The organism is Acinetobacter sp. 10FS3-1, from assembly GCF_013343215.1.
Lineage (GTDB): Bacteria > Pseudomonadota > Gammaproteobacteria > Pseudomonadales > Moraxellaceae > Acinetobacter > Acinetobacter lwoffii_C.
In genome coordinates, this window is sequence record NZ_CP039143.1 from 1,082,502 (window position 1) to 1,102,168 (window position 19,667).

The following is a 19,667-nucleotide window of genomic DNA, read 5'->3' on the forward strand; positions in this document are numbered from 1 at the left end:
TTGTGTTTAGTTATGTATTTGGCATTACAATAGAGCACAAATTACTTAGCCATCAACGAATTAAAATATTTTAGAGGATTGCAACGTGCGCCGGACCTTTACATGGTTACCATGGGTATTACTGATTTTAGTCATTATCGGTTTTTTGGGGTGGCAACAACTGCAAAAACCGAAAGCACCAATTGCGCCTGATGGCGTCAAAATGCCAGCCGAAAAAGTAGAACCCCTGATTGATACGACACGTTCAGGTGGAATTGTTTCTTATAACGCAGCAGTAAAAGTCGCGGCACCAGCCGTTGTCAATATTTTTACCACTCAAAAGGTGAAACAGCAGGCTCATCCCTTACTGACTGATCCGGTATTTCGTGAATTTTTTGGTGACCAGTTGCCAGAGCAATTTAGCCAAAGCCCGAATGAAAACAGTCTGGGTTCGGGGGTAATTGTACGTCCGGATGGTTATATTTTAACGAATAATCATGTGATTGCTCAGGCAGATCAGATTGTGGTTGCGTTACATGATGGCCGTCGTGCTGAAGCCAGAGTCGTCGGCACCGATCCTGATACTGATCTGGCTGTCATTAAAATTGAACTGGAACAATTGCCGGTACTGCCATTCAAGCTTAGTGGCAATGAGGTGGGTGATGTGGTTCTGGCGATTGGTAACCCCTTTGGTGTGGGACAAACTGTGACTCAGGGGATTATCTCGGCAACTGGTCGTTCGGATTTAGGGATTAATACCTATGAAGACTTTATTCAAACGGATGCGGCCATTAACCCGGGTAATTCAGGGGGCGCATTAATTGATGTGGCGGGTAATCTGATTGGTGTAAATACCGCAATTTTCTCGCAAACTGGGGGATCTTTGGGTATTGGTTTTGCCATTCCGGCTAAAATTTGTCAGCAGGTCATGAATGCAATTTTAAAAGATGGGCGTGTAGTGCGTGGCTGGTTGGGGATTAGCTTATTGCCAAGTGAGCGAAATGATGTGCTACAGCCGAAAGAAACTGGTGTCATGGTTGCGGAAGTACTTGCAGATGGTCCAGCAGCCAAGGCTGGTATCCAGCGTGGCGATAAAATTCTGAAGGTTAATAATGAAGTGATTACTTCGGCATCGCATCTGATTAACTTTGTCGCCATACAGGCGCCTAACAGTACGATGCAGGTTGAAGTCGAACGTAACGGTAAAATCCTGATATTGGACGTGGTGGTAAGTGAGCGTAAGACACAAAATAGTTCTTCACAATACATTCCTTTGCCAGGTTAAAGAATACATCATTAAAAAATCCCTCACCTGAGGGATTTTTTATTTTCTTATCTGTCGGGGAAAGTAGTACAGCAGTACTGATCATTTTTCCCCAGTATTATATCCACAGATAATATTCAGGCTTGGTCAGTCATGTGAGTTGAGCTAGACTTTTTAGGTTTTGAAGTACCAGAATTTTATTATCGTTTTAATAAGTGTCGGCTATAGTTCTAATATTTCTTGCTTACCGCTCTCAGAGCTTCAACAGGTTTGATGATGGTATAGAGGCGATTATGATGACAACTAGATCTCTTTCATAAATCAAAAAATGATCTTCTTTTTGGTTGATATTTGCACTCCAGATTTCTTGGCATTCGTGCATAATCTGCGGATGGAATACATCGATTCAAAGAAGCTTTCTGAAACACAGTTCAAGCGATACACAGGCATCTCATGGTCAACCTTTGATTTAATGGTTGAGCAATTGAAGATGCATGTTCCTGCCAAAGGCAGACCACCTAAATTGAGCTTAGAGGATCAGATCCTCCTGTGCTGAAGTTATTGGCGTGAATACCGAACCTTGTTCCATGTCGCAACAAATTATGGCGTGTCAGAGCCCACTGCTTCAAGAATCGTACGCCATGTAGAGGATTGTTTCATTAAGTCTAATCTGTTTAATCTACCGAAGAATTTGCCTGAAGGCGAAGGCATTGACTGGAATGTGGTGATCGTAGATGCCACAGAAATTCCAATCCAAAGGCCTAAAAAAACAGAAGAAAAGCTATAGCGGCAAGAAAAAGAAGCACACCTTCAAAGTACAGGTCATCATTCATTATAAAACTCAGGAAAAATCCTGAGTTTATGCGCTGATCGCGGTTCAATACATGATTTTGAACTCTTTAAATGCAACTTGAATCAGATTCCTGTAGGTGCCTTTATCCTTGCAGATAAGGGCTATCAGGGAATTTATACAGTGTATCCAAATAGCCTATTGCCTCTAAAAGCAAAGAAGCGCTGTAAACTGGATACTGAACTAAAAATCTATAATCAGGAAATCAACAAAAGAAGAATAGCAATTGAGCATGTATTTGGTCGCTTAAAAACCTTCAAAATTCTTGCTGAGCAATATCGCAATCGAGGCAAAAGACTGGGATTAAGATTCAATTTAATTGCGGCAATCTATAATTTGGAACTGAGTAAAAAATGATTTATGAAAGAGATACCGTCTGAAACGTCAAGCAAATTATTGAGAATTCATGCTCAATAATCCGCTTGATAAGGTTGTTGGTGTTTGAGTACACCATAACAAAGATGAACCAACTTCCTCATCGCAGCTCCAATCGCCATCATTTTGGTTTTACCATTGGCCAATAATCTTTCATTCATCCCTCTAATGTGGGGATTATGCCGAGTTGCGACAATGGCTGCCATATATAAACCGGCACGTATTTTGGAAGAGCCCGCTTTGGATAAACGGCTTCTGCCATGAATGGAGCTACCTGATTGCTTTTGAATGGGGACCAAGCCAACAAAGGCGGCCGCTTGACTAGCGCTTTCAAAAGTATGGCTGCGCAAGAAACTGAGCATTAATAAACTGGTTCGATCTGCAATAGCTGGAATACTGCTGAGCAGTTCTTTATCATTTCTTAAATCAGGATTCTGATCGATATGAGCATCAATTTGCTGGTCGATACCCTGAATGTGCTTGTTTAACTGCCTAATACTCTTATGGATAGACTGAAGTACAGGTTCCATCGTGAAGGTAGACTCTGCTTTTTCCAAACGATTCTTTTCACGTTGTAAATCTTCACAAAGCACAGCTCTTCTATCTAGCAAAGCATTCAGAAATTGAATAGGTTGGGGTAAAGGTTGCCAAAAATGTAGATCGGCAGTCATCGCAAATCGAGCTAGAACTTCACTATCCACCTTGTCTGTTTTATTTAGCTTAGACATACTCTGAGCAAAATATCGAGCTCTGGCAGGATTGGTTACACAGACTTGATAGTCCGCATCAAATAAATATTTAGCCAAGAGTTCATGATAAATAGATGTGGCTTCCATTAAGATAATGGTCTGCGTAGAAGTTGCAGCATGCTGCTTTAGCCAGGTTTGAAGTTGCTCAAAACCTTTTGGTGTATTTGAAAAAGTTTTGGTTTTCTTTTTACTTGCAGAATTTTCTAAAATTAAACAGCAATCAATTTTAGCTTTAGCAACATCAATACCAAGATAAAACATAATCTTTACCTGCTTTATTTATCCAATTATTGTTTTAGCATAACCACCGTCTTTTCTTGTGAATACAGCATCAAAGTGCTTAGTTACCGTCCAGAGTTGTGCAAGTGGTTAGGGCAAATTGTAGGTTTTATCTCTTTCACAGACTAAAAGTCTTAGGTCTATTACAAACTCTACAATTTGCATATAGTGGAAGCTAATCACTACAAGCTCCAAGATACAAGGTCTACTATACTGCTCAATTTTTAGAATGATTAAGGAAGCAGGATTCGATATATTCATTTATATCGGGAAGATTGGTAGTCCGGTTATATTTTTATCTGAAGTCTGAGAAATAAATCTGGAGTAACTGACCGAATGGCTCGGCTGATAAATATGCCCGGCATACATATATGTTTAAAGGGGGAAATTTTATCTTCAAGTCTTTAACTTGAAAATAGCCTAAGTATGTTGTTAATTTTAATCCTGCTTAAGCTATTGCCATAAGATAAACGGATTATTTAATTCTGCTGGTTTGCCTGATAGTCCTGAATTACTTCAAGTGCTGCGCGAAAGGCTTCCTGTGTCGCAGGTGCGCCACAATAAGGCAGACTATGGAGCAGGACTTCCTGAATTTCTTCAACAGACGCACCATTATTCAAGGCACCTCGAACATGGCCTTTAAGTTCGGTTGGGCTTTTGAGTGCGGTAAGAAATGCAAGCGTAATCAGAGAGCGGTATTTACGTGGCAATACACCTTCACGCTGCCAGGTCGAACCCCAGGCATGCTCATTAATCCAGTCTTGTAACGGCTGGGTAAAAGGCACGGTATTTTCCTGAGCACGTTGCACAAAACTTGCGCCCATCACTTCAGTACGGACTTTCAGGCCATTTTCATAATCTTGTTGTGACATTATCTTCCCTCACATTCATTATCAGTCTAGCTTAACGTTTTTAATCGTTGATACCCATAGTCAGATGGTCGTAAAAAAAGTGGCGGTTGCGCCACTTTTTTAAGGCTTTTATTTAAAAGCGCATGAAAGGTTCCTCTTCCGGTTCTTTATGATTGTGATGTTCATCTTTTGCAAGGGAGGCCACAGGCGCAGAAGAGGATTTATAGAGTCCGTTTTCAACCGCTATTTCTGGCTCCGGCTGGGCGGCTTGCGACAGATGTGGATTATCCAGTTCTAGTACCTCTTTAAGTTCCAGGTCAAAAATATCCGTCAGCATGCTGTCATAACGTTTGGCATTGTAATGACGCAGCTGTTCAGCTTCATGCTCATCAATAAAACCGTTTTGCTGTGCATCTATGAGCCGCTCTTCAAAACTCAGGCCTTTAAACTGATTTTTAGATTCGGCCTTTTTAAAACGATCCCAGAGCGGTTCTATTTCAAGTAACATATTAAAGGTAGATTCCATGCGCCCGGTAATATCATCTTCTAGAGTATTATAATAAACATGTTGTTTTAAAGACTGACGGAAGGCATTGTCTTCCATCATGCTCATGGCCACCTGCTGTCTCAGTTGATCTGATGGCTTTTTGAGTGGGCGGCCAAATGGGAAACATATTAACTTCACCATAGCTGCTGCGCTCCCTCGTGGGAAGTTTGCAAACAGGTCGTAAAATCCTTCTTGTGCAGTATAAAGTGATTTCTCTACCGCCAGCTGAGCATGTAAACGCTCAGCCTCGGTCTTTTTGCTGTGTTCAAAGTATTTCAAGATGGAGGAAGCAATAAAGAGATGCGCATGAATATCAGCCAGACGCCCAGATAGCATTTCCTTGCGTTTAATATCGCCGGCCAATAAACCCAGACACATATCGGCAGTCAGAGCAAAGTTGGCACTCAGACGGTTAATGACCTTGTAATAAGCACGGGTAAAATCAGTCGCGCTTTGAGGCGCATTACTTGAACCACCGCTAAAAGCATAAGCCAGAGAGCGGGCTGCGCGGTTAAACGTATAGCCGAGGTGCTGGAACAGTAAATTATCGAAAGGCTGTAGGGCAGTTGTCCGATCCTCTGCCTGTAATAGCTGTAATTCCTCATACAGATAAGGATGGCAGCGCATAGAACCCTGACCAAAAATCATTAGGGAGCGGCTCAGAATATTGGCACCCTCTACAGTAATGGAGACAGGAATGGCTTGGTAATTTAAAACCAAAAAGTTACGTGGACCCATCTGAATAGCACGGCCACCGACCACATCCATGCCATGATTTACCACTTTACGCATGGTTTCAGTGGCATAGTATTTGGCCATGGCCGTCATGACCGCAGGCTTACCCCCCTGATTCAGACCACATGTAACCAGATAACGGAATGCTTCCAGCATATAGGTATCACTGGCAATTTCACTATTGGCTTCCTGCACACCTTCAAATTTACCGATTGAAATCTTGAATTGCTGGCGAATGCGAGAAAAAGCGCCGACATTCAAGTAAGTCATTTCGGCACTAGCGGTAGACAGGGCAGGCAGGGAAATACCACGGCCTACCGCCAGGCATTCCATCAGCATGCGCCAACCCTTACCGGCATTTTTCACCCCACCGATAATCCAGTCCAGCGGAATGAATACGTCTTTGCCTTCAACTGTACCATTCATAAATGGCGAGCCAGGATTATGGCGTGGTCCGATTTTCACACCTTCATGACTCGCAGGGAGCAGAGCACAGGTAATCCCGTACTCGGCCTGTTCACCCAAAAGATGATCGGGATCATACATTTTAAAAGCCAGACCAATGACAGTGGCAATCGGTGCCAAGGTGATCCAGCGTTTAGAAAAGTTCATTTTAAGGCCTAACACTTCCTGACCCTCAAACTGACCATAACAAACCACGCCGGTGTCGGGGATGGCACCAGCATCTGAGCCAGCTTCGGGGCTGGTTAAGCCAAAGCAGGGAATTTCCTCACCTTTGGCCAGGCCAGGTAGATAGCGGTCTTTCTGCTCCTCGGTGCCATAATGTAAGAGCAGCTCACCTGGTCCAAGCGAGTTGGGCACCATGCAGCTAACCGCTGCAGTAAGAGAACGTGAGGAAATTTTGCTCATGACCCTGCTTTGGGCGAAGGAGCTAAATGCACGACCACCATATTCCTTGGGAATGATCAGACCTAAGAAACCGTGCTCCTTAATATATGCCCAGATAGCGTCAGGTAAAGCTTTTTGCTCATGGATTTCCCATTCATCCAGCATACTGCATAAGGTTTCAACCTCATTGTCCAGAAAAGCCTGTTCTTCAAGTGATAGTTTTGGATAAGGATAGTTATTAAAGTTTTCCCAGTTTGGAGCACCCATAAATAGTTCTTTTTCCCACCAGCTGGTACCAGAGTCCAGTGCTTCGCGTTCTGTTGGGCTGATGCTGGGCATAGCACTCGAGAGTGTCTTATACGCCGGTTTGGAAATCAGTGACAGGCGTAAAGGTGCAACGAGCAGTACTAGGCTGATGAGAATGAGTGGAATACCCAGAAGGAGTGACCAGGGACTGATAAAGGTACATACCATCGACATGACTAGCAGCACGATGGTTCCACTGCTACGTGAGAGCTGAAAATAGAAAACAGCCCATAAACTCAGGAGTAGAAGCAGTACAGCGAAAATAAAGAACATTGTTATATTTCTCCAGCGTTATGCAACAGTAGCTTTGCCTGAATTCCTCCTCTTTATTTCGCAATATTTCACAACTCTTTTTGCATCATTTGAGAATCAGGCAAGCGCAGCATTGTTCTTGTGAGAATTATCGTTTTCAAGTATTTCAACGATATCGTTAAGTCGTTTAGCTATTTTTTGAGATTGTTTGAAAAATGAACACTCTTCAAGTGAGAACGCGCAAAGAAATGTGAAGATAAGTAATGACTTAATTTTTAGTTAGTAGGCGTAAGAGGATTTAAAAACCAATCAAAGTAAATATCTTTGTTCGATCATTCAGCCCATTAAATTCTTTTATAGATATGGTCTTTAAACGTGCTAAAACGAGATTTATTTAAATACACACAAAAAAGCCCTCTAATTTAGAGGGCTTTGGCTTTAAAGCTTTTTAAGCTTCAATCGTCTGAACTGCAATTTTTTTAGCCGGGTCAGTTTTGCGGCGTACTGCTGGGACAGGTTCACCGTAATATTGACGGTCAGCGAAGTAACTTGAACGTACCATAGGTGCAGACCAGATATTCTTAAAGCCCAGTTTACGGCCGTGCTCAGCATAGCGTTCAAATTCTTCTGGGGTAACAAAGCGGTCAATTGGAGCATGCTGTTTAGATGGCTGCAAGTACTGACCAATGGTCACATAATCGACTTCATGTGCTTTCAGGTCATTGAGTAGCGCAATGACTTCTTCTTCCGTTTCACCAATACCGACCATCAGACCACATTTGGTTGGAATATCCGGGCAGTAGTCTTTAAACATTTTCAAAAGATTTAACGAGTGCTGGTAATCAGAACCCGGACGCATGGCTTTATATAAACGTGGCACAGTTTCAATGTTGTGGTTAAATACATCAGGGGGACATTCGGTCATGATACGCAGCGCGATATCCATCCGGCCACGGAAGTCAGGTACCAGAATTTCTAGCAGGGTATTTGGACTTAAAGTACGTGCTTCTTTAATACAATCCACAAAATGCTGTGCACCGCCGTCGAGCAGGTCGTCACGGTCTACGGAGGTAATCACTGCATATTTTAGCCCCAGATTGGCAATGGTTTCCGCCATATGGCGCGGTTCATCCGGATCAAGCGCATTTGGACGACCATGAGCCACGTCGCAGAATGGACAGCGACGGGTACAGATATCTCCCATGATCATAAAGGTTGCCGTACCGCCGCCAAAACATTCAGGCAGGTTCGGACAGGCAGCTTCTTCACAGACGGTATGCAGTTTCTGCTGACGAAGTGTAGTTTTAATACGCTGAACTTCTTCCGGAGCTGCCATCTTGACCCGAATCCAGTCGGGCTTCCGAGGCGTTTCAACCGTAGGAACAACTTTTACAGGAATACGAGCGACTTTCTCTGCGCCGCGAAGTTTGACCCCCTGTTCAGGTTTACGGTTCTCAGACATATTCAACTTTTCCACTATTTTGAAGGGAGATAATCACCATTAGTATTTTTTTATTATAACGAAACTTGGGCAAAATAGGGCGAAAAGGGTTATTCATTTAAAAAATGTTCTTATCACACAATATATGTAAGTTAAATACACCAAACTGACAGCAATTACGTCATAATATAGCGTAGATTAAAGCAAAATTTTTTAATTTTAAGGAGCGTTGAATGCCACGTAAGAAAGAGGTCATTAGTGGGACTTTCGTTAAGTACGATGCGGTAGTTCTAGGTTCGGGCCCTGCGGGCGAAGGCGCGGCAATGAAACTTGCCAAATCTGGCAAGCGTGTTGCAATCGTTGATATGCGTGAACAACTTGGTGGTAACTGTACTCATGTAGGAACCATTCCAAGTAAGGCATTGCGTCAAACGGTATCCAGTATTATCCGTTATCAACGTGATCCAATGTTCCAGAAAGTAGGAGACTGGAAACAGTTCACGATGAAGCAAGTGCTACGCAATGCACATAAAGTCATTCAGCAGCAGGTAGACACTCACTCACGCTTCTATGACCGTAACAAAATTGATATTTACCATGGCCGTGCCTATGTCCAGGACCAAAATACCATTTTTGTCTTTGCACCCGATGGGATTAAAGAAACGATCATGTTCCAGCAACTGGTGATTGCGACCGGTTCTCGTCCATACCGTCCGGATATTCTTGATTTCAATCATCCGCGTGTCTTTGATTCAGACAAAATTCTGGAGCTGGATTTTACCATTCAAAAAATTATTATTTATGGTGCAGGGGTAATTGGTTGTGAATATGCCTCGATCTTTATCGGCTTGGGTCATAAGGTTGATCTCATTAATACGCAGCCGAAGTTGCTCAGCTACCTAGATGATGAAATTTCTGATGCACTGTCTTACCACTTGCGTGAGCAGGGCGTGTTAATTCGTCACAATGAACAGATCGACTTCCTGGAAACTTCAGATGACTATGTGATCTTGCATACTCAAAGTGGCAAGAAAATCAAAGCAGATGCCATTTTATGGTGTAATGGTCGTTCAGGTAATACGGATGGTTTAGGCCTGGAAAATGTGAACCTGAAACCAAATAGCCGTGGTCAACTGACGGTGAATGATCAATATCAGACCGAAGTTGAAAATATCTATGCTGCGGGTGATGTGATTGGCTGGCCTTCACTGGCTTCTGCTGCCTATGACCAGGGCCGCTGTGCCGGTGCAAACATGAACGGTGAGGAAAACGTCGCACCAGTTACGGATATTCCAACAGGAATTTATACCATTCCGGAAATTTCATCTATCGGTAAAACTGAACAACAGTTAACCGAAGAGAAAATCCCATACGAGGTGGGGCAGGCGTCATTTCGTCATCTGGCACGCGCGCAGATTACCGGGGATACCGTTGGGGAATTGAAGATCTTGTTCCATCGTGAAACTTTAGAAGTTTTAGGGGTACATTGTTTTGGTAATAACGCTTCAGAAATTATCCACATCGGTCAGGCTGTGATGAACAGCCCGCACAATACCATCAAGTATTTTGTGGAAACCACCTTTAACTATCCGACTATGGCGGAAGCTTATCGTGTAGCAACATTAAATGGCATGAACCGTCTGTTCTAATCACCCGGTTCAGTTGTCAATAAAAATCCCTCAATCAAAGCAGATTGAGGGATTTTTGTTTTTTCTGATTTTTTTTAACTTTAAAATTTTGACTAAAGTAATTGTTCTACACTTCTTTGTGAATGATCAGGCAGCCATTTTTCGGCATTCAACCGCACAGCGACGGCAAGCTTCTGCACATTGCTGGCAGTGTTCATGCTCATGTTTGCCGCATTCTTCTGCGCAGTATTCACAGGCCTGAGCGCAAAGCTCACAAATTTCTTTCATAAAATGAGATTGTTTCTGCTCCATGCGGGCACAGAGCTGGCAAATATCTGCACAGTCCAGACAGCGTTGAATACATTCCCGCATCATCTCCAGATCTTCTTCTTTTAAACAGGCACTTGCACAATAGGTACAGGCAAGGGAACAGGTCATACAGGTTTTCACGCAATCTGCAAACTGGATATCATTCATCTTCCTCTCCTTGAGTGATTGGATTTAGGAATAAGCTAATCAGAAAAAGGCATATACACTAGGCGGATTAGGTGAGGAAAAGTAAAATAATCATAGGTTTTGTTACGTAATTTTAGAAGTAGATTGCCGCTTGTTTAAATTTAAGCCAGCAGAAATATAAACTGAATAACTCTTAAAAATCAAATCAATAGAGTAGAATTTGAATGGTAAAAAATACGGATTAATGGCTTCGGCCATTATCGCAGGCGGATGAGTTTTTAGTAGCGGTAATGTGAGAAAATTCAGCGTCTATGAAATCTAAAGAGTTTATAACTTTATGAAAAATTATATAAAAATAAATAATGGGTCGGAGTTTTTAGATTGGACAAGACTAATTTTACAAACACTTAGAACAGGTTGCATCTTTGAGTTTTTGCCAATCAGTGCGCGCAAAAAGCCTGATTAAAATATTCAAACAGCTGGGGTGTCTGACTCCAGAGCAGAATAGCCAGAATCAGTAATAAGATTAGGGCAACGATGATCAAGAGCTTTAGTAGCGCAGTAGAATCAGTCATGGACAATTTGCTCCTCATTAACCCAGAAATGCACCCATACCCCGAAAATACTCAAAGCAATCGACAGCATCCAGACTGCATTATAATTACCGCTTAAATCGTGGTTAAGACCACCGAGCCATCCACCAAAAAACGAACCGACCTGATGGGTAAAGAATACTATACCACTCAGCATTGTCAGGTATTTTACCCCAAACATATTTGCCACAATACCATTGGTCAATGGTACGGTAGAGAGCCATAACAGCCCCATAATGATACCAAAGGCATATACCGTCCAGGTGCTTAAAGGCAGGAGTAAAAAAGCACCGATCGCAATCGCCCGCAGGCCATATAATCCCATCAGCAAATGAGGCTTGGAATATTTTCCGCCCAGCCAGCCGGCAGTATAAGTCCCTACAATATTAAACAGTCCCACCAGTGCCAAGAAAGCCGTACCTGTCGTGGTATTAAAGCCATGATCAATCAGGTAGCCAGGTAAGTGAATGCCAATAAAAACCACCTGAAAACCACAAACAAAAAAGCCCATGGCCAGAAACCAGAACGGTTTATGATTTTTAACGACCACAAGAATCTGTTTAAAGCTAAGCGGGCTTTTAGATGCAGTAGCTACGGCATTTGGATCAACATACATAGGTGCCTTTAGCATCCAGGCCAAGGGGATAATCAGGGCAATTAAAATGGCACTGACCACCAAAGCGGCTGACCAGCCTACATTTTGTAAAAGGAGCAGAGTCGAAGGCAGCATAATAAACTGGCCAAAGGAACCGGCTGCACTGGCAATACCCATCGCCAGACTGCGTTTTTCTGGCGGAGCTGCCCGACCTACGGCAGATAATAATACCGGAAATGAGGTCGCAGATAAGGCTAATCCGAGAATCACTCCCACACTCAGGTTTAATAATAGCCCCGTCGAACTGACTGCCATGAGCAGCAAACCAAGTGTATATAAGACTCCACCCACCGCAACGACAATTTTACTGCCATATTTGTCAGCAATGGCGCCAGTTACGGGCTGGACTGCACCCCAGATCAGGTTCTGCATGGCAATTGCCAGACTAAAAACATTATGACCCCAGCCAAACTCCTCGCTCATTGGCATCAGATAGAGTCCAAAGGCATGACGGATACCTAAGGACAGTGCCAAAATTATGGCAGCACCAATTAGCATAAAAATGAGTGTTCTGGAAAATTGACTGTCAGCCATAAGTGCGTCGTGAATATAGAGTTAATTGTTATAGTATTCGATTCAATCAGGGGAGGCGATAAAATAAAAATTAATTGAATTATAATTTTTATTTATGAAAATTTAAAGTTTTATAGCTTAAAGTAGATTATAAAAAAGCAGAGTCCATGCTCTGCTTTTTAGCACAAGAGGGCTAGAAGCGAATACCAATACCTGCATAAGCGAGAATAGGATTAACCTCAATTTCTGCCTTAGATTCAATTAGTTTCCCGAATGTTGAGTCAGTGACAGTAATCGTTGTCTCATTATTTAAATGAGCATAAGACAGTGAACCTACCGCGAACCATCGGTCATTAAAATCATAAGTAAAACCGACAGTGGCAACCGGAGCGAAGGTATCCGAAGCTTCGACTTTTACTTTTGGATTTGCCTTGCTATTTGGTTTATTTTCTAAAGATGCGCCCGCTTTCCCATCGAGAATATTTGCAATCATATGTCCGGCAGCAATCAGATCTTGTTCTGTTCGAGGGTTAATTTCAAGCTCATTAAAATAAGCATACAGCAACCCTAAGCCAACATAGGGGCGGAATTTATTCACGCCAGTTTTTCCGAAGTGGTATTGAAACTCAAAAGCAGGTGTCCAGGCACGTGCAGAAGCGGCTGCACCATAAGCTTCTAAGTCTGTAATTTCAATATCTTTCTTTAACTCAATCTCTAGTGGAAGGGTAATGCTTCCCAGTGTAGGAGTAGCAGTGCCAGAGAAAGGAGCAAAAATCTTCCCTTTTCCTTGCAGATCAACTTTAGGGGGAATACCGGCTTTCATTTCGAAAGAAACATTATCGGTAAAGAAGTAGTTGGTCATGATCCCTAAGGTGGTCACATCATCTGCTTCTAAGCCACTCCCAGAATTGTTCCATTCAGAAAGACCATTGATCTGTGTCGTTCCACTCATTCCAGCAGGTAATGTGCCTCCAGTAAAAAAGCCAATTCCTTCTAATAAAATTTTGACTGCTTCCTGTTTTTCATTTGGATCAAGATTATTTAAAACGGTGTCTACCTGAATAGGGCCATTGGTATAGCTTTTCCCATTCTCGACCGCCGTATTGACTTTAAAAGGTTGAGCTTTGCCTTGTGGCATGACATGTAAGGCACCGACGGATACAGAAAAGCGTTTAAAGCCATCCCCATCTTGCAAGCTGAAATAAGGTGAATTTGCATGTGCAAGCACGGGTAAAGAGGCCATACCTGCCATACAAAACATTATTGTTTTCATTAAACCAGAACTCCATGTTCGTTGTGTTTCTTTGTTTTTGTATTGAACAATTTATGTGAATATCATCAAAAAACTCAGCTGCTGAACAAGTAGCTAAAAGTAACGAACGGGTTGTGTTTGGTAAGCAGTATGACTATTGGGTTAATTTGTGAGGTTTTTGTGTAATAACAAGTGGGATATAGGGTAAAAATTGAATTTCTGAGCGGGTCAAACTTTGCTTATTCAGCTTGCATCGAACCTGGAAATTAGCATTTTCTAGCTTTTTTATGAAGTTTTTTTGAAAAAAATATATAGATTTTGAGATTTAAAAAGGCTTTTATTTTAATTTTGAGCCAAGAAAGTGAGAAATTTAACTAGAACGAGTTGTACCCAGGAGTGCTCATTTTTTTGTACAATAGAACGCATAAATTATTGAGTAGATCACATGAATTCGCAAAATTCTCCCAAAAAAAAGCCGCTGGTTAATTTGCCCTTTCCTGTAAAACAGGCCGAGCAGTCTGCTGCAGAGGAAGTCTTGGAAGATCTGAGACCAAAACCTCAGCGTTATGCAGACCGTACCTGGATGCCACCACGTGGCACCCGTCGTGCGATGGGAAAACGTTAAGCACTCTAAACATTAGAGCGTCGGACATAATAAAGCCATGAGGATCATGGCTTTTTTTATACTTTTTGAATTATCTTAAACTTTTACGTGCCTTATTTTCTGGTTTGGGCGGCGAAATTTCCCGTTCCCCCTTCCAGACATCAATAAAGTCTTTTTCATTGATATTATACAGCTCTAATAAAGCCAAAATCACCGCGCCAAATAACATTGCACCTTCTGAGTTATCTTGAAAATCAAATATTTTCCCTCTTAGATTGTGCAGAATATCTTCAATTTCAAAAACCCGCTCTCGTCCATTGCTATCTGTTGGATAAGTCTGGGTATTTAAAAGGATTTTGGCCAGACTTTTTTCATTTTCACTTAGGGCAAGGACTTCAATCAGTTCATCTGTGGCCGGCGTGAAAATCACAGAGTCTCGAAAAATGGTATGCAGAAACTTTGCTGTCACTTTAGGGAGCGGCTTTTCTACAAAAGGACGGAACGATTGCGGCAAAATGACATTATGGGAAATGCCTTTGAACATGGGCGCGATTTCTTCGACTTTATAGCCGGCAATACCGCATCCAATTGAAGTAATAAAATACTTTATTTTAGGATGGTTCTTGGTGTAAAGCTTGAAGTCATCAATATAGTGCTGAATTTGCGATAACGGCATTTGCTGTAAATGCTCATTCATGGTCGGAATGGCATAACTCTGACCGGACCAGCCACGCCCCACACCCATTACTGCACCAAAGTGTTCTAGTGCTGTTCTAGCAGCACCTCCACCATGCTGGCCTGCCATGTTACTTCCAAATACAAAAACAGTGTTTTCTGGCAGGGATTTAACAATACTTTCATTATGATAATGGTAAGTCATGGCTTTTTATTCGCTGTCCTGATTAGCTTCATGTTGCCTTTGAAATCAATAAGGGTCAAGGCATTATTGTTGCAGAGCTACCCAAACAGATACGTCAAAATTCCGCCAATAATCCAGAATAGGATACCGATCAAACCTAAATAGAGTTGTTGTCTGAAAATGCTTAATTTATTGTTTTGCATAAGTGACATCTTTTATAAAAAATATTTATTCAATAAGGTCTCGATGACCAGAAGCAAATAGAAAAGACCCACACAAAATATGACAGTGCCCATATAGCGAAACTGATTTTTAAAAGCGATTTCTCGATATTCTTGATCTTTCATTTTTTGTCTATTTCTTATGATTTTGTAGATATTACTTTCATAATTTTAATTTTTTTTGATGATTTGTCAAGCGAGATCGTGATTAAAGTGCTAGCCAATAATGAATAGTAATATTGTTTTATTTACCAAACAGAAACCTGGCCAGGGATTGAGTAATTCAGATTTGCCCTCATAATAAATTGCATCGATATCCGCAGTGAATTTATTGAAGCTATGAGTGATAAAAAGCCCTTTGAACTAGTGACCAGTTATCAACCTGCGGGTGATCAGCCGCAAGCCATTGAAAAGCTGGTGAAGGGAATTGAACAGGGCTATCACGATCAGCTTCTGCTTGGAGTAACAGGTTCTGGTAAAACCTATACCATGGCCAATGTGATTGCACGTACCCAGCGTCCGACCATTGTCATGGCACATAATAAAACGCTGGCTGCACAGCTTTATGGGGAATTTAAGGCATTTTTTCCGAATAATGCGGTTGAGTATTTCGTCAGTTATTATGACTATTATCAGCCTGAGGCCTATGTACCATCTTCCGATACATTTATCGAGAAAGATTCGGCCATTAATGACCATATTGACCAGATGCGTCTTTCTGCCACACGTGCATTGTTGGAACGCCGTGATGCGATTATTGTCGCCTCGGTTTCTGCAATTTATGGTTTGGGTGATCCGAATGCCTATATGAGCATGTTACTACATGTGGTAGAAGGAGACCGGATCAGCCGCGATGATATTATTCGCCGACTGGTCGAGATGCAATACACCCGTAATGAGCTTGAATTTTTACGTGGTACTTATCGGATTCGCGGCGAAATCATCGATATTTTCCCGGCAGAGTCGGATCAGGATGCTATCCGTATTGAACTGTTTGATGATGAAGTTGACTCGATCCGCTGGTTTGATCCTTTAAGCGGAAAAATGATTCGTAAAGTGCCACGGGTTACGATCTATCCAAAAAGTCATTATGTGACGCCTAAAGACAATCTGGCACGAGCTATTGAGACGATTCGGGAAGAGCTGAAAGAACGTTTGGTATTTTTTCGTGAAAATGACAAGCTGCTTGAAGCACAGCGGATTGAGCAGCGTACCCGTTATGATCTGGAAATGATGCAGCAGCTCGGCTATACCAATGGCATTGAAAACTATTCTCGGCATTTGTCCGGTCGTCCGGCAGGCGAAGCACCTCCAACTTTATTTGATTATATTCCCGATGATGCCTTGCTGATTATTGACGAATCGCATGTGACCGTACCGCAAATTGGCGCCATGTATAAAGGTGACCGTTCCCGTAAAGAAAATCTGGTGAATTATGGCTTCCGTCTACCAAGTGCACTGGATAACCGCCCAATGAAATTTGAAGAGTGGGAACGTATTATTCCTGCTACGGTGTATGTTAGTGCCACGCCTGCACGTTATGAACTGGAAAAATCCCAGCAGATTGTCGAGCAGGTGGTGCGCCCGACAGGTCTGATTGATCCGGAAATTGAAATTCGTCCGGTACTGACTCAAGTCGATGATGTATTGTCTGAAATTAATTTGCGTAAAGATCTCGATGAGCGGGTGCTGGTAACGACTTTGACCAAACGCATGGCCGAAGATCTCAGTTCTTATTTAAAAGAATATGGGGTGAAGGTGGCTTATCTGCACTCAGACATTGATACCGTGGAGCGTGTCAAAATTATTCATGAGCTGCGTACCGGTGTTTATGATGTACTGGTCGGCATTAACCTGCTACGGGAAGGTCTGGATATGCCGGAAGTGTCCCTGGTTGCAATTCTCGATGCCGATAAAGAAGGCTTCCTGCGCTCAGAGCGTTCTCTCATTCAGACGATTGGTCGGGCTGCGCGTAACCTGAAAGGTAAAGCGATTTTGTATGCAGATCGTATTACTGACTCGATGCAAAAAGCCATTGATGAAACTGATCGCCGTCGCACCAAACAGATTCAATTTAATAAAGAACATGGAATTACACCGCGTAGCGCTGTGCGTCAGGTCATTAAGGAAATTGATACGGGTGAAGACTTAAGTGATGATTCAATCACCTTAAAAGCTTCTGATCAGGCACGTGCAATTAGCGCAGATGAACGCCATATTATGGCGGACCCGAAACTGTTTGCTAAACATATCAGTAAGCTGGAAAAAGAAATGCTCAAAGCTTCCAAGGATTTGCAGTTTGAGCAGGCTGCGCGGATTCGTGATGAAATTTTACGCCTGAAAGCCCAGATGCTGAGCTAAAACTCACTCACCATTCATCCTATAGTCCGCTTAAAATCAAGCATAAATCTAACATAATGCTACATAAAACCGGATTGAAGCACGTTAAGGTGAGTTTATAAAATTGCTTACAAATTGTGATCAGACTCGTGTCATAGGTATAGATATGAAAAATAAAAATATCCCTCGTGCGGGGTTTAAACTTGCAAAAATTGCGGTGGGTGGTGCAGTGCTGGTTGGTTTGGGTATGGCGACGATGTCCTATGCACAAAAAGCGCCATTGCCTACCGTTGAAAAGGTAGAGCTGGATCGCTACTTGGGAACCTGGTATGAGGTGGCGCGTAAGCCGCTTGTTTTTCAGCAAAAGTGTGATCGTAATGTCACGGCTACTTATACCTTAAATGAAAACGGCAACGTCACTGTAGATAACCGCTGCGTCCAGAAAAATGGTCAGGTGATGCAGTCATTAGGGGAAGCATATATTCAGAATCCCCCGTACAATAGCAAACTCAAGGTCAGCTTCTTACCCGAGTTTATCCGCTGGTTACCGGTTGGTCGTGGCGATTACTGGGTATTAAAACTTGATGATCACTATCAGACCGTACTCGTTGGAGAGCCGAGGCGTAAATATATGTGGGTATTGTCACGTGATCCACAGCTTGATCAAAAGGTGCTTAATGAATATCTGCAATATGCTCAATCGATAGGTTATGACTTAAGCGATCTGATCCGAACCAAACAGATTCAGACTACTGAGCCTTAAAAGTTAAGCTCATAAAAACCATGTCCAAGCATGGTTTTTTTACGGCTGCTGTTTCTGATTTTTTTACTTATATTCAGGAAGTTGAATAGCGGGATGTTCAAGCTTTATTTTTGACTAATCGCTATAATATGCCTGAAGTTTTATAGGTTAAAAGCATGTATAAAGGGATCGCATTATCAGTACTGGCATCTGTGGTGTTTGGTGTCTTGTATCTTTTTACCCCGTTTATGCAGCCTTTGGACAGCGAACAGACCTTTGCCTGGCGAATGCTGGCCACCATTCCATTCCTGACTGCATTTATGTGGTGGTCAGGCGATTTAAAATATATCAGCCATATCTTTCAGCGCATTCTGAAAGAGCCGATGTTTTTAGTCTGGTTACTTTTTAGTTCATTTTTATGTACCACCCAGCTTTGGTTGTTTTTGTGGGGGCCGATTAATGGGCGTGGCCTGGAAGTTTCCTTGGGTTATTTTCTATTGCCCCTGGTTATGGTTCTGGTTGGATGTGTAATCTATAAAGAAAAGTTGTCACACTGGCAGATAGCCGCAGTAGCGCTTGCTATATTGGGTGTAGGACATGAAATCTGGCGGGTTGGTGCCGTTGCCTGGGAAACGGTCTATGTTGCATTGGCGTATCCGCTGTATTTCTTTATGCGCCGTAAATTCCAGACTGATCATCTGGGCGGTTTCTGGTGGGATCTGTTTTTAATCTTACCTGTTGCGATTTATTTGGGCTTTGTTCATAGCGATTCCATGCAGCTGATTCTTGAAGCACAGCACCTTGTTGTGGTGGTCATTGTCTTGGGTTTTTTAAGTGCATTAGGACTGGGAAGTTATATTCTGGCCAGCCGTTATTTGCCTTTTGTCATTTTTGGATTACTCAGCTATTTGGAACCTGTGTTGCTGGCCTTTGCGTCTATGGCGTTGGGCGAGCGGATTGGGGCGGGTGAATGGCTGACTTATATTTCCATTTGGCTGGCGGTATTGCTACTGGTCATTGAAGGCGTACTGTACCTGCTGGAACAGCATAAACGGCGCTTGGAGCTGGCGCGAAATCTGGAAAAATATCCAGACTACTTGGACCCTTCAGATCGGGATTGAATGAATAAACAACATTTAACAAAAAAGTTGTTTCTATGCCAAATATGCTGTTTCATTTATTTTTAAAAGCAAAATCATTTGACTAATTATAGCTATTTTTAAAATTTATAGTGAATATACGAAATTTTCCTCAAGAGTTATTCAGCTTTTGATTCAAACTTGCGGCTAATTCCATTACAATTATCAGGTTTTGAAATTTATGCTTA

At 42.3% G+C, this 19,667-nt stretch carries 17 protein-coding genes; 8 read left to right on the forward strand and 9 right to left on the reverse strand.

The window, feature by feature from the left end:
- Window positions 1-85 precede the first annotated feature (85 nt).
- From E5Y90_RS05060 to E5Y90_RS05070, 3 genes are all read left to right on the forward strand, one after another.
- Window positions 86-1,264, forward strand: a complete 1,179-nt coding sequence (locus E5Y90_RS05060) for a S1C family serine protease (RefSeq protein WP_174659584.1) — start codon at window positions 86-88, stop codon at window positions 1,262-1,264.
- Window positions 1,265-1,850: 586 nt separating this feature from the next.
- Window positions 1,851-2,030 carry a hypothetical protein gene (locus E5Y90_RS05065; RefSeq protein ID WP_267314039.1) on the forward strand — a complete coding sequence of 60 codons (180 nt, stop codon included), beginning with the start codon at window positions 1,851-1,853 and terminating at the stop codon, window positions 2,028-2,030.
- 93 nt (window positions 2,031-2,123) lie between these two features.
- The gene (locus tag E5Y90_RS05070; protein ID WP_267314042.1) at window positions 2,124-2,450 is read left to right on the forward strand and encodes a transposase family protein; all 327 of its coding nucleotides are present in this window, start codon (window positions 2,124-2,126) and stop codon (window positions 2,448-2,450) included.
- 53 nt (window positions 2,451-2,503) lie between these two features.
- Here the strand turns inward: E5Y90_RS05070 and E5Y90_RS05075 are convergent, their stop codons facing one another.
- From E5Y90_RS05075 to lipA, 4 genes are all read right to left on the reverse strand, one after another.
- Window positions 2,504-3,478: an IS110 family transposase gene (locus E5Y90_RS05075; protein WP_150378074.1), complete on the reverse strand. Its 975-nt coding sequence runs from the start codon at window positions 3,476-3,478 to the stop codon at window positions 2,504-2,506.
- 497 nt (window positions 3,479-3,975) lie between these two features.
- The gene (locus tag E5Y90_RS05080; RefSeq protein WP_174659585.1) at window positions 3,976-4,368 is read right to left on the reverse strand and encodes a carboxymuconolactone decarboxylase family protein; all 393 of its coding nucleotides are present in this window, start codon (window positions 4,366-4,368) and stop codon (window positions 3,976-3,978) included.
- A 112-nt stretch (window positions 4,369-4,480) separates the two neighbouring features.
- Window positions 4,481-7,057 (reverse strand): acyl-CoA dehydrogenase, encoded by a 2,577-nt coding sequence (locus E5Y90_RS05085; RefSeq protein ID WP_174659586.1) that lies wholly within the window; start codon window positions 7,055-7,057, stop codon window positions 4,481-4,483.
- A 427-nt stretch (window positions 7,058-7,484) separates the two neighbouring features.
- Window positions 7,485-8,498 (reverse strand): lipoyl synthase, encoded by a 1,014-nt coding sequence (lipA, locus tag E5Y90_RS05090; RefSeq protein WP_174659587.1) that lies wholly within the window; start codon window positions 8,496-8,498, stop codon window positions 7,485-7,487.
- A gap of 212 nt (window positions 8,499-8,710) precedes the next feature.
- Here lipA and sthA point away from each other — a divergent pair, with 212 nt between their 5' ends.
- Window positions 8,711-10,126 carry a Si-specific NAD(P)(+) transhydrogenase gene (gene sthA, locus E5Y90_RS05095; protein ID WP_151203842.1) on the forward strand — a complete coding sequence of 472 codons (1,416 nt, stop codon included), beginning with the start codon at window positions 8,711-8,713 and terminating at the stop codon, window positions 10,124-10,126.
- Window positions 10,127-10,252: 126 nt separating this feature from the next.
- Here the strand turns inward: sthA and E5Y90_RS05100 are convergent, their stop codons facing one another.
- The 4 genes from E5Y90_RS05100 to E5Y90_RS05110 all read right to left on the reverse strand — a co-directional run bounded on the left by E5Y90_RS05100 (window position 10,253) and on the right by E5Y90_RS05110 (window position 13,595).
- Entirely contained in the window at window positions 10,253-10,582 is a 330-nt protein-coding gene (locus tag E5Y90_RS05100; RefSeq protein ID WP_174659588.1) for a four-helix bundle copper-binding protein, read from the reverse strand.
- Between the two features lie 419 nt (window positions 10,583-11,001).
- The gene (locus E5Y90_RS17575; RefSeq protein WP_257234967.1) at window positions 11,002-11,136 is read right to left on the reverse strand and encodes a hypothetical protein; all 135 of its coding nucleotides are present in this window, start codon (window positions 11,134-11,136) and stop codon (window positions 11,002-11,004) included.
- Window positions 11,129-12,343, reverse strand: a complete 1,215-nt coding sequence (locus tag E5Y90_RS05105) for an MFS transporter (RefSeq protein WP_174659589.1) — start codon at window positions 12,341-12,343, stop codon at window positions 11,129-11,131. Before E5Y90_RS05105 ends, E5Y90_RS17575 begins: the two co-directional genes overlap by 8 nt.
- A gap of 172 nt (window positions 12,344-12,515) precedes the next feature.
- Window positions 12,516-13,595 (reverse strand): OmpW/AlkL family protein, encoded by a 1,080-nt coding sequence (locus E5Y90_RS05110; protein ID WP_174659590.1) that lies wholly within the window; start codon window positions 13,593-13,595, stop codon window positions 12,516-12,518.
- Window positions 13,596-14,019: 424 nt separating this feature from the next.
- Here E5Y90_RS05110 and E5Y90_RS05115 point away from each other — a divergent pair, with 424 nt between their 5' ends.
- Entirely contained in the window at window positions 14,020-14,199 is a 180-nt protein-coding gene (locus tag E5Y90_RS05115) for a hypothetical protein (RefSeq protein ID WP_174659591.1), read from the forward strand.
- Between the two features lie 70 nt (window positions 14,200-14,269).
- On the opposite strand, the gene E5Y90_RS05120 is transcribed toward E5Y90_RS05115, so the two are convergent.
- Entirely contained in the window at window positions 14,270-15,058 is a 789-nt protein-coding gene (locus E5Y90_RS05120; RefSeq protein ID WP_174659592.1) for a hypothetical protein, read from the reverse strand.
- A gap of 539 nt (window positions 15,059-15,597) precedes the next feature.
- Between E5Y90_RS05120 and uvrB the strand changes: the two genes are divergently transcribed.
- The 3 genes from uvrB (at window position 15,598) to rarD (ending at window position 19,461) form a co-directional block, all read left to right on the forward strand.
- Window positions 15,598-17,619: an excinuclease ABC subunit UvrB gene (uvrB, locus tag E5Y90_RS05125; protein ID WP_151204555.1), complete on the forward strand. Its 2,022-nt coding sequence runs from the start codon at window positions 15,598-15,600 to the stop codon at window positions 17,617-17,619.
- A gap of 145 nt (window positions 17,620-17,764) precedes the next feature.
- On the forward strand, window positions 17,765-18,361 hold the full coding sequence (locus tag E5Y90_RS05130) for a lipocalin family protein (RefSeq protein ID WP_151204554.1): 597 nt from the start codon (window positions 17,765-17,767) through the stop codon (window positions 18,359-18,361).
- A 155-nt stretch (window positions 18,362-18,516) separates the two neighbouring features.
- Entirely contained in the window at window positions 18,517-19,461 is a 945-nt protein-coding gene (gene rarD, locus E5Y90_RS05135; RefSeq protein WP_174659593.1) for an EamA family transporter RarD, read from the forward strand.
- The last annotated feature ends 206 nt before the right edge of the window (window positions 19,462-19,667 follow it).